Consider the following 11,883-nt stretch of genomic DNA (forward strand, 5'->3'; position numbering starts at 1 on the left):
ACCCCACCACGCCCGAAAGGCCCCTCATGTCCGACCTGTTGCGCGCCCCCGCCGAGACCAAGTACGCCGAGGAACTCGACTGGCTGGAGTCGGTCGACGACCACCCCAAGCCCTTCTCCTGGCGACTGTCGCCCAAGATGGTGCGGCTGTTCATCCTGGGCTCCGAGCCCTCCGACGGCCTGGACCGCGAGATCTCGCAGAAGTGGTTCGGCGACCGCAGCTTCGTCGAGCGCTCCATCGTCACCCTCGCCTCCGACCGCGGCCTGCTCCTGATCGGCGACCCCGGCACGGGCAAGAGCTGGCTGGCCGAGCTGCTGTCCGCCGCAATCTCCCGCAACTCCACGCTCGTCGTCCAGGGCACCGCCGGCACCACCGAGGACCACATCAAGTACTCCTGGAACGTGTCCATGGTCATCGCCAAGGGCCAGTCGCGGGAGTCGATGATCCCCTCGCCGATCATGACCGCGATGGAGACCGGCGCGATCGGCCGCTTCGAGGAGCTCACCCGCTCCACCAGCGACGTCCAGGACGCGCTGATCTCCATCCTCTCCGAGAAGTACATCTCCGTCCCCGAACTGGACGGCGACAGCGACAACATCGTCTTCGCCAAGCCCGGCTTCTCCATCATCGCCACCGCCAACAGCCGCGACCGAGGGGTCAACGACCTGTCTTCCGCACTCAAGCGCCGCTTCAACTTCGTCCGCATCCCCGTCGTGACGAACAAGAAGAGCGAGGCGGAGATCGTCCGCTTCCGCACCGAGGAACTGCTGCGCCGCCACCAGATAGAGCTGGACGTACCGCCGACCCTCCTCGACGTGCTGCTGCAGAGCTTCGCCGACCTGCGCGCCTCAGCGGCCGCCGCTGGCAGCGACGACGAGAAGCTGGAGTCCGCGCTGTCCACCGCCGAGCAGATCGGCGTGCTGGAGGACTCCATCCTGCACAGCAACTTCTTCGGCGAGCGTGCCCTGACAGCCCGCACTCTGGCGTCCTCGCTCGTCGGCTCGCTGGCCCGGCGCGAGCCCGAGGACCTGGCGATCCTCAACAAGTACCTGCACGGCGTCGTCGAGCCGCGCAGCAAGGACGAGGGCGGCGCCTGGCCCGAGTTCCTGGAGGGCGGCCGCGACGCGATCGCCACCCTGTCATGAGCGGCACCCACGAGGGCACCTTCGAGGCGCTGCGCAGCCAGCTCCGCGAAGCGGCCACGACGTTCGCCGACGGGCCCGACGCTCTGGAGGGCATCCTGCTCGGCATGGTCGACGACGTCGACCGCGCGGTGCGCGAGCCGCTGGAGGTCTTCCCGGTCTGCCACCACTCGCCCGCCTCGGCGGTCGCCATGGCGCGCCGCCTGCGGGAGAAGCAGCCGAAGGTCGTGTACCTGGAGCTGTGCGAGGACATGACGCCGCTGCTCACCGAGCTGCGCAACTGCCGGCTGCCGGTGGCCGTCCAGGCGTACGCGGGCGAAGTCGACGGCTTTCCCGCTGACTGGGCGCCGCTGTCGGTGGTCGCCCCGATCACCGAGGCCTCGGCGGAGTACCAGGCCATCGCCTACGCGCTGGACACCCCGGGCGTGGAACTCGTCCTGGTCGACCGCTCGTCCGACCACGTCTTCCAGTGGGACGCCCGCGCCGAGCGGACCGACGCGCCGGACGACCCGGACGCGCCGCCCGCCGAGGAGGAGGCCGCGCTGCACGGCGACGCGGTCGGCGTGGAGATCGGCGACCTGCGGCCGCGCTTCGCCGAACTGGAGGAGCACCTGCTCCGCCACGGCCGGGTGCGGCACTGGTCGGAGTGGTGGCACCAGTACGTCGAGCTGCCGCTCGGCGACGCCGACCACGACACGTACCGCCAGGTCATGTTCCTCATCGGCAGCCTCTTCCGGCGCCTCGCACCTGGCGACCCGCACCGGGTGCGCGTGGACGAGGACCGCGAGCGCCACATGTGGACCCGGATGCGCGAGCACCTGGCAGCCACCGGCACCGACCCGGCGGACTGCGTCTACGTCTGCGGCGCCTTCCACGCCGCGAGCCGGGTCGCCGAGTTCGGCGTGGAGGGCACCGATACGTTCGAGATCAGCCCGCGCAGCGCCACCAAGTGGCTGCACGGCCTTATCCCGTCCAGCCACGCGGCGATAGAGGCGCAGTTCGGCCTGGCCGCGGGCTCGGTGTCGATCGCGGCGACGCAGTGGACGAAGAACCTCAAGCGGACGCGGGTCAAGCCGTACCGCCTGACGGGCCAGGCGGGCGCGAAGAAGACAACGCCCGCCAAAACCTTGCCACCCGCCCCTCAGGCTGTGGCGGCCGACCAGCTGACCGGCTTCCTGCAGCGCCCGCCGGTCCTGGACCAGCTGGACGAGGCTGAACTGCTCGGCTGGTCGGTGGACATCGTGCGCGCCGCCCGGCGCAACGGCTACCTCGCCTCGACGGCCGACGCGATCGCCGTGTTCGAGACGTCGATCCTGCTGGCGGGGATGCGGGACCGGGCCAAGCCCACGCCGTACGATTTCCAGGACGCGGCGGTCACGTGCATCGAGAAGGACGCGGTGCCCGGTCGGCGCGACGTGCGCCGGATCGTCGAGATCATGATGGGCGGCGACCGGATCGGCCAGGTCGGCTACGACGCCCTGCCGCCCCTTGCCCGCGACGTCCACGACCGCCTCGCACCCCTGAACCTCAAGCTCCAGCAGCGCGGAGTGCAGCGCGCCCTGCTCGACATCGCCGGCAGGCCGGAACTCGGCCCGTGCTCCGACGTGCTGTGGATGCTCCGCCGCCTGATGCCCGAGGGCACCGCCCGCCCCATCATGGGCGAACAGAAGCTCGGCGAACGCCCCATCCAGGAGTCCTGGGACCTGGCCCTCGGCACGCACCAGCGCGCCCTGATCGAGCTCGGCTACGAGGGCGTCAGCATCGAGCAGGTCCTGGAACAGCGCCTGCGCCGCCGGGCGTACGACCCGAAGGCCACCGCGGCGACGGTCCTGGAGGCCGTCGAGGACGCGACGCTGTACCTGAACAGCCGCCGCCTCGCCGACGAGCTGGGCACCCGCGCGCTGGAGGTGCTGTCGGCCGAGCGCACGGTGGACGGCGCACCAGAGGTGCTGCGCCGGGTACGACGGCTCCTCGCCTACTACCGCACGAGCGAACCGACGCTGCCGTCGTGGATCGAGTCCTTCACCAAGACGGGATACGCGCACTACTGCACGCTGCTGCCGACGGCGTTCACCGACGAGGACGCCACGGTGCGCCAGGTGGCGGCGATGCTGGGCTTCCTGTTCAGCATGGAGTCCCTGGCGCTGTCCCTGGGCTGCGACCGTAACCAGCTGGAACTGGCGGTGGCGCAGTCGCACCCGCAGGACCCGTCGAAGACGGCCCTGCTGTGGGCGGCCCAGGTCCACCTGGGCACCATGACCCGCACGGAGCTGCGGTTCAAGTGCGACGACCTGCTGGCCAACCCGATGGTGGTCCCCGCGTACCCGCGCTACCTCAGCGGTCTCCTCCACGCCCTGGAACCGGTCCCGGGCCTGGCGGACGTCGTGGTGGAAGCCGTCTCGAAGGCGTTCGGCCGCCTGCCAGACCAGGTCCTATTGCCGTGGCTCCCGACCCTGATCACGAGCCTGCGCGCCGGGGGTTCGGAGTTGACCCCCCTTCTGATCCGCGAGGCGAGCCGTATGTTCCCGGGCCGCCTAGCAGCCCTGGACGCGTGGATCCCGCCGTGGAAGGCCGAGCTGGCGCCGCCGGTCCTGGCGCCCCGCAAGCAATTCGCCCGCGGCGCCACCCTCCTCACCGCCCACCCGGCAACGACCGACGCACTGGCCCACCTCCTGGGCTGCGACGACCCCTGGCTCACGGCGGACCCGGAGCCAGCGGGCGCGGGCCTGCTCGACCGGTACCCCGACACCGCGGTGGCACTGGAGGCCCTGCTGGCCAAGGCGTGATCGCGGTGTCGTGTGGACCGGCGAGCTAGGGCAGGTTCCGCCGCCGGTCCACACCTATGCATGCTGCTTTCGCCAAGCTTTCGATTCAGAGCTATCCACGTATCAGCAGGTGACGAGAGGTCTCCGCTACCAGCGGCGGTTCGCCTTGGCCCTCGTAGGCCAGGTGAAGTTCGTGGCGTGCACGGGTGGCCAGGACGTAGTACGCCATGCGCAGAGCGGCTGACGTGGGGTCGCTACCCGCATCCGCGTGGGTGTCGGGCACCACGACGGTGTCGAAGCCGAGGCCCTTCACGCTCGCTCGGTTCACAATGACGATGCCAGCGCGGTCGAGGTCGAGGTTTCGGTAGCGTCCCTGTGTCGCCTGGCCCGTGTACATCTGCGGTTTCAGGCGGGGAGAGCGCCGTTCGAGGCGCGCCAGCAGGTCGAACTGGTCGCGTGTGGAGCGCAGGACGACGCCGACGCTGCGGCCGGGTTGGTGTTCGGTCAGCCCGATGACCAGGTCGACGAGGACGCCCGGTCCCGGCAGTGCGTGCAGCCGTGGAGGCGGACCCTCACGGTCCGGAAGGGGCGGGGGGACGAGGCCGGTGTGGAAGTGCGCCGCGAGTTCCGCGATCTGCCTGGTGTTGCGGTGGTTGCCGTCCAGCTCCTGGCGTGCGCCGTCACCGAGCCCCGCGCCGATCTCCGCAACCGTGGAGTGGGAATCGGTCAGGCGCTGGCATTCGTCCGCGTACACCGTCACCTGCGCGCCGAGCACTCGGCAGAACCGGTAGAACTCGGGCGGCAGATCCTGCCCCTCGTCCACAACGACGGAGAGTGCGGGCTCCTGCGAACTCAACGCGGCCTGCTGGTAGAACGTGCTCCACTCGTACCAGCCGTTCTCCCCGCGCTCCGGGTCACGGCCCGCACGCTGCCGGTACCACTGGGCCAGCCAAGAGTGAGCGGTCGCCACGTCGACGCCGTCCGTAGCGGGGCCGAGAGCGGAGACGAGAGGGCTGATCGACTGCCTCAGGAGATTGGAGCGGGTCAGTAGCACAGTGGGTCGCCCCGTGAGGGCGAGCATGACGGCACGCTGTGCGGCCAGCACACTCTTCCCACTGCCGGGAGGCCCGCTGACGATATGGTTGCCGTCGAAGGGCAGCCCCTCGAGCGAGGCCCGCTGGTCGGCGGTGAGGTCCAAGTATGTGATGATCGTCAACGCGGTCACTCCATCGCGGCCGCGGCGGCCGAACGAGCCTCCGCGACGATCGGCTCGAAGTATCCGGGCACGTGTTCGCCACCCACCACGAGTGCGCGGTCAAGCAGGGTGTTACCCGTTTCGCAACTCGTCTCGGGCAGCAGGGCGCAGGCGTGGCACGCGGCCCGGTTGAGGTTGTCGAAGCCCTGCCCGGTGTGCTCCGCGCACAGAGGGTCGGCCGAACACCACGCCGAGGCCTCCGCCATCCGCAGCAAGGTCTCCGCCAGACGGGGCGCCTCGCCCTGCTGCACGAGCCCACCGAGGGTGCCCTCCGCATCCCCGGCGGCGGTGTAGACGAGGACGCCGTACTGGCCGCTCTCCGGTCGGCCGTAGACCCGCTCCCGAAGGCTTGCCGTCGAGTAGCCGGACTCGAATGACAACTGACGGATCAATAGATGGGCCAGGGTATGCAGAAGGACGAATCGCGGGGAGAGCTGTTCGCCCGTCACCCGCGTCAGGCGGTCGGCCTGGAACGAGCGCTCGAGGTCCTCGCGCATGCCCACCACCCGTGCGACCACGCGCTCGTCCTGTTCCCACTCGCGCAAAGCGTTCCCGTCCAGGGTCAGGAACACACCCTCGCCGAACACCTCGACCGCCGGCAGCCAGCGCAATCGCCGTGCGGTGTCCGCCGGCACGAACGTCGAGGTGGGGGAGACCCGCCGGAAGCCTTGGAGCGCCCGGACCTCCCGCAGCCGATCCGCCAGGACGACTCTGCCGACGCGCCGTCGCAGTCCGGCCCACGGCTCGGGCTCGTCCTGCCTTAGCCCGAGGTCCGTCTCGCGGATGGCGAAGTCCGCTGTGGCCGGGGGTGGGGGTGCCATGAAGGCGGCCCATTCCTCCCGGCTCAGGTCCGGATCCGCCGGTTCCTCGGGTGCGACGCCGGAGGAACCGACCGCGACAGGCGCAGGGGCGCCTGTCTCCTCCGTGATCAGCGCATCCAGGAGAGCGTCGTCCGCACCGGACTCGGTCTTGATCATGTCGCGTAGGACGTCTGCTGCGGGTCCTGCGGGGACACGGCACAAAGGGATCCACATGTCGTGGTTGCGGACCCGCTCGGCAAGAGTGTCATCCGCCAGGCCTGCCGGGACGTTCGTTTGGGGAATGTCGAGCGCGGAGCTGACGACGGGGTAGTACAGGTTTCCGGCCGTCCGTTGGACGATCTGTACGGGCTTCGTGCAGTCCGTGGCTTCGACTCGCCGCTGCCACGGATTGCGCCCGGAGCAGCGGAGCCCGTGCGTGCCCAGTACGTCCAGGAGGTCGCGCGTGGCGCCGCAACCCTTGGCCGTGCACTCGACCGACAGGGCCTCGAGTCCTGTGGCACGCTCGGAGACCTTGAACCGCAACTGGTCACGGGAAGTACAGGCGCGCCGTTCGGTCGCATCGCGGCGGGAATGAGCCCAGAACCACCAGTCGACGTCCCCCAGATGTCCACTCGCACAGATCTGAACGAACCGCATCGGAACCAGCTGCCGTACGGGAGAGCAGCTGCGGCAGCGTGGAGGCGTGCCCGGCTTCTCGTCCGCGACGCGCCAGCGGATCATCCGGCGGCACGCCCCGCAGAACAACCAGGCCGGAAAGCGGATGTAAGGGGCCCCCGGGGCGTCCTGGAAGTCGAACCGGTCGTCGGGCGCGGGCGGTGCCGCGTAGAAGCCACTCACTCGGAGCTGCGATGCCAGCCGGGGCGATTCGATCTTCTGGCGCTTCCTCGGCCAGTCGCCGATACCCGTCGCCACGAACGACTCGCCCTGGATGTCGAACACGGCGCCGACACCGAAAGGAAGAACCGTCTGGGCCTGGCGCACGCGCAGTCGCCTGCTCACAGGTCAGCTCCCTTCACCGTCACCTGGCACTCGCGGTCCACGTTCCGCATCGAATGCGGGGTCTCCCACAGACCGCCGTGCTGCTCGAAGTTCTTCAGCAGATTCATCTGTCCCTTGCCCTGACTGCGGTAGTACAGCTCCCTGCCCTCCTTGCGGGCGTCGAGAGCGTGCTGCTGCCATTGGCCCAGCAGTGCGTCCAGCTCGTCCCGTACGGCCTCCGCCACCCGTGGGTCGCCGGCCGAGGCGCGGTCGGAGAGCTCCTCGGCGATGGCGGCGGCAGCCGGCAACCGGTCGAGGATGTCCCCCGCCTGGTTCTCGGCGGACAGCCCGAGGCCGTGGCGTGCGAGGATGACCAGAGCCGCGTGCAGCGCGCGGCGACGCGACGGGGCGGACCACGGGGTGACGCTTGTCGGCTCGACATGCCGGTACAGCGACCCGTGATAGGCGTCGAACGTCTCGTAGTGCGAACGGTCCCTGGCGCGCGTGGCATTGAAGAAGGTCACGACCAGACCCGGCACCGAGTGGCGGCCGACACGGCTCGTCGCCTGGATGTACTCGGCCGTCGTCTTCGGCTGCCCCAGCATCAGCATCAGCGCCAGCCGTTTGACGTCGACACCCACCGACAGCATGTTGGTGCAGGGCAGGAACGACACGGCGTCGGAGGCGTCGTACGGCTTTTCCAGGCGGTCGAGGAGCAAGGGCTGCTCGGCGCGGGGCAGGTTGCTCGTGAGTTCCTGCACCTGCTGGTCGGGCAACTCGCGGGTGCCGCGCCCGCTGTCGAGACCGGCGAGCTGCGCCGGGATGTCGTCGGCCGCGGCCGTGACCGTACGGCCCAGCTCGCGCAGGCTGTGGTGGTAGGCGACCAGCGTCCAGTACGCGTCCCGGCTCTCCTCCGGCAGTTCGAAGGCCGCCTGCAGCATCGCAGCCGCGGTGGCGACGGAGGCGCGACCGGCTGTGTGGCCCTGTGCCATCACACCGACGTAACGACGCCCTGGGCGGGAGGTGTCCGGCTCCGCGAAATACGAGTGGCGGGCGTCGAGGCCGGCGGGCGGGAACAGTTGGACGTCACGTCCGTACAACCCGCGCACCTGCTCGCCGGAGCGCCGAATCGTCGCAGTGGAGGCGACCACCTTGGGGCCGACGCCGGCCCGGGTGCACAGGCCGAGGACCGCCGACTCGTACAGGCCCACCGTTGTGCCCAGAGGCCCGGTGAGCAGATGCAGCTCGTCCTGGATGACCAGCGACGGCGGCCGGTGGCCCCCCGCGCTTCCGAACAGCCTCCCGGCCCGCGCCTCCCAGGCGAGACGGGCGAACTTGTCGACCGTGCCCAGGACGAAAGTGGGCGGGCGGTCGTAGAGGTGCTCGTCGACGACCGACACGGGCAGCTCGTCGTGGAACAGGCACTCGTCGCGCGGACAGTAGAAGGTGAACGAGTCGGTCTCCGCGCGCACCCCGTAGTCCCCGATGTCGGGTGACTTGTGGCTCGGCAGTATCCGCGTCCCGCACCACGGGCAGCGGTCGAGGATGAACACGTCGTCCGGCTTCGCCGCGTCCCGGACCTCGCCGAACTTCTTGTGCGCCTCGTCGTAGGTGTTCGGGGACGTCGCCATACCGACCCACAGGCCGATGGAGAACGGCTCCTCGCCGAGACGAGAGGGGTCATCGCGGCGCAGCTTCTCGAGGGCGCAGACGGTAGTGGCGGCACGCTGGAACTGCTGCGTGGTCAGCAGGCTGAGGGTGTAGCGGCTGAGGACCGCCGTGCCCCCACCGTCCGGCTGCCGTCGGCGCAGCACCATCACGAACGCGGCGAGCAGGAGGTAGGCCTCTGTTTTGCCGCCGCCTGTGGGGAACCAGATGAGGTCGACCACCTCGTGGTCCGGGTGCGCCGGGTCAGCGACGCCCTTCAACGACAGCAGGAAGAATGCCAGCTGGAAGGGCCGCCACGCCGCGTCCGGATCCGGGGCGGGTTCGGTGGACATCGCGTCGCGACGCGCTCGTCGTTCGCCGGCCTGGTCGCGGGCCGAGTGACGCATCTGGAGTGCCATGGCCAGGTTGGCGGTCCGGAACGCGGCGAGCAGCTCCGGACGGTCCTGATCACAGAGCGTGCGCACACCGGACTCGATCCGGTTCACGACGGCTTCGATGCGCGCCAGGACGCGGTCTGCGGCGTCGCGCCCCCAGGCGGGAACGGCGACACGACGCTGCGCCTCGTACCACTTGCGGTATCCGGCAGCGAAGTCGAGCAATTCCTCGCGCAGCCGATCCCGCGGCAGATCGGGGTCGGCGAGGTGGAGCACGCGCAGAACCGGGAGTCCCACCGGGCCTGACGCCTTGGTCGCGGGTACTTCCGACTCGGGCATGACCGACGCCCTGGCCCCGACGAGTCGGTCGCCGTCGCGGACCTCGACCACCGCGCAGCCGTGGCCGACGGCATGAGTGACGACATGGCGGTACTGCAGTCGGAGCTCTTGCTCCTCCGGGTCCCGGCTGGTCAGGCGCACACTCGGATAGGGCCGGATCTCGCCGCCCACGGGACGCGCCTCGAGCCCCACCTGGAACAACATCCGGTCCCACTGCGTCGGCCGACCACCTCCGGCGTTGACGGACGCGACACGGCCGGTGTGTGCCGTGTTGACCAGCGCGACGGTGACCAGGTTGCCGGAGCCGAAGCGACGGCGGCGCAGACGGATCTCGGCCCGTCCGTCGAGCACCGTCTTCCGGTCCTCGCCGCTTCCGAGCCTGACGGTCTCCTCGGGAAGGGGGACACGCCGCCAGCGCCGGCCGCGCTCGCCCTGCAGCGTCTCGTAGCGCGCGGCGCCACAGGTCACCTCGACGGCCGAGGCGTCGGTGTAGAAGCTGAGGCCGAGTGACGACGGCAACCACGCGTTGGACTCGGGTATGGGGTCCGCGGCAGGTGCGGTGTCCTCGGCCTCTCCCTCGGTGCCGAGGCCCTCCAGTTCCTCGGCGTTCTCGGTAAGGCGTCGCTGAAGATCGGCGTCCTGGGGGTAGAGCGTTCCCATCAGGTACTGCCGGTCGGGCGGTGCGTCGAGCACCTCCTCGTCGCCCTGAGCGGGACCGACCAGTTGGCGGCGCAGGTAGCCGACGAGTTCGTCGCGCGGGGTCACTTCTCGGTTCTCCACATCGTCGTCTTCGAAAGGGCCGATCCGCCGCTGGGGCGTGGGCGGCCCGGTGTGTCAGCGGCGCTGCCACCAGTGGCGCGGGTCCGCGCCCCGCGGTTCGGCAGGTGGTGCCGGGACGGCGGGGCGAAGGTGCGGGAGGTGCCGTTCGAGTTCCGCGATGCGGGCGTTCGCGGCTCGCTGCACTTCGGCGACACGCTGCTCGGCCCACCGCTCGACGGCCGCGACGCGTTGCGCCGCCATGTGTTCCACTGCGTGTACGGCCTCCGTCCGCTCGACGAGCGCCGCCTCGGCCTGCCGCAGCCGTTCTTCCAGAGCCCTCGTCCTCCCGTCCGACGCCTCGGCGGCACTTCGCATCCGGAGCTCGCATTCCTCCTGCACGCGTTGCAGCTCGCGCTGCGCGCTCTCGGATGCGGCACGGGTGGCCGCGGCCTCAGCCTCGTGCACTCGTTCATCGGCCGCCTCATGTGCCTCGCGCACGAGCCGTTCGGCATCACGGCGCATCGCATCGACTTGCTGCGCGGCCTCGGCCCTGGCGCGATTACGCTCTTCAGCCCTGGCCGCTGAGACTCGTTGCACGAGCGCGGACTCCAACTCCGCGATGCGTCGGGCGGCCTCGGCCGACTGCTCCTGGGCCTCCGCTCCCGCCCGGGAGCGTTCCTCCACCCCTGCCCATGCGTTCCGGTCCGCGACCTCGGCTTCCCGCTCCCGGACACGGTGTTCCAGCTCGGTGGCCGGAGCGTGCTCCGCCGCTGGGGCGTTGTCTACAGAGGGTGCTATGAAGGGCGTGTCCGATTCCTTGCTTGTCGCCTGGGTCGGGTCACTCGCCGTGTCTTCGGAATCGTCCTGCGTCACAGTGATGGCCACCGACCCCGCATCCATCACGCTGGTCGAGAGGAACTTCTTGAGCGCCTGTGCCAAGGCGAGACGCGCCTCTGGCTTGACCAACGGGTTTCGTGACAGATAGCGACGAGGCGACTCACCGAGCAGGACTGCGGACGCGGAGCCGAAGAAGTCCTCCGGACGCAGCCGCTGTCCCTTGAGGGCGTCCAGTACGGTGACGAGCGCATCGAGCGCTTGAACGACAGGACGGTCGGCCAGTCGAAGGCCGTCTGCCACTTCGGCGACGGTTAGAGCGGCTCGGGGACCGAGTAGCTCGGCCAAGAACGTGTGACCGAGGGCCATGTGAACATACTGAGCGGACCACCGCACACTCCGGTCGAGAGTCGCCGACAGGTTGACGGCCTCATCCCATCTGCCGGTCAGGTGCCGGGCGTGCGACAGTTCGGATCCGCCGACTCCGTGGTCTTCGGCCGGTGGCGGGGACGGTACGGAATCCTGCGCAAAGTCTCCCGACACCAACGTGGCCTCCTCGTGCCGGACCGTGGGCGGCGGGTCCGTCGGTTCCATACCCGAATTCTCAAACTCAGAGGGTGACGGCAATGGCTCCGGCCGGTGCGGCACAACGTCGTCGGCCGGGGCGACATCTGCGGCCGGGTCCACCTCCGTGACGAGCTCGGCAGTTCTCTGCGCGGCGGCCGGCTCCGAAGACGGAGCGGCGACCCCGGCCGGTTGGGTGAGGACGATCTCGCGCCTCACGGCCCTCGCCGCGGCCCCGCGGCGAGGCTTACGTGGCACGACGCGTTCAGGGGTCTCCCAGATCATGCCTAGGTGTATTGCCCCGTGAGGTTAGGAACGCGGCTGGCGGGTGGTTGGCCCTTCAGCGCGGTGTGTCCGCGGTGGTGATTGTAGGTGTGCAGCCAG

Annotated in this window: 6 protein-coding genes; 2 read left to right on the plus strand and 4 right to left on the minus strand. The window is 70.0% G+C overall.

Features of this window, described 5'->3' with window-relative positions; translation table 11 throughout:
- Nucleotides 1-26: 26 nt before the first annotated feature.
- Entirely contained in the window at nt 27-1,145 is a 1,119-nt protein-coding gene (locus tag PV342_RS36870) for an ATP-binding protein (RefSeq protein ID WP_500320508.1), read from the plus strand.
- Nucleotides 1,142-3,928, plus strand: a complete 2,787-nt coding sequence (locus PV342_RS36875; RefSeq protein ID WP_500320510.1) for a DUF5682 family protein — start codon at nt 1,142-1,144, stop codon at nt 3,926-3,928. The genes PV342_RS36870 and PV342_RS36875 overlap by 4 nt, the downstream gene beginning before the upstream one ends.
- Before the next feature lie 91 nt (nt 3,929-4,019).
- Here the strand turns inward: PV342_RS36875 and PV342_RS36880 are convergent, their stop codons facing one another.
- The 4 genes from PV342_RS36880 to PV342_RS36895 all read right to left on the minus strand — a co-directional run bounded on the left by PV342_RS36880 (nt 4,020) and on the right by PV342_RS36895 (nt 11,529).
- Nucleotides 4,020-5,132 carry a DEAD/DEAH box helicase gene (locus tag PV342_RS36880; RefSeq protein ID WP_500320512.1) on the minus strand — a complete coding sequence of 371 codons (1,113 nt, stop codon included), beginning with the start codon at nt 5,130-5,132 and terminating at the stop codon, nt 4,020-4,022.
- A complete protein-coding gene (drmB, locus tag PV342_RS36885) occupies nt 5,129-6,964 on the minus strand; it encodes a DrmB family protein (protein WP_500320514.1) in 1,836 nt (611 codons plus the stop codon). Before drmB ends, PV342_RS36880 begins: the two co-directional genes overlap by 4 nt.
- Before the next feature lie 14 nt (nt 6,965-6,978).
- A complete protein-coding gene (locus tag PV342_RS36890) occupies nt 6,979-10,107 on the minus strand; it encodes a helicase-related protein (protein ID WP_500320516.1) in 3,129 nt (1,042 codons plus the stop codon).
- 69 nt (nt 10,108-10,176) lie between these two features.
- The gene (locus tag PV342_RS36895; protein ID WP_500320518.1) at nt 10,177-11,529 is read right to left on the minus strand and encodes a hypothetical protein; all 1,353 of its coding nucleotides are present in this window, start codon (nt 11,527-11,529) and stop codon (nt 10,177-10,179) included.
- Between the last annotated feature and the right edge of the window lie 354 nt (nt 11,530-11,883).

Origin of the sequence: Streptomyces sp. PA03-3a, assembly GCF_033792735.1 — a bacterium.
Taxonomy (GTDB): domain Bacteria; phylum Actinomycetota; class Actinomycetes; order Streptomycetales; family Streptomycetaceae; genus Actinacidiphila.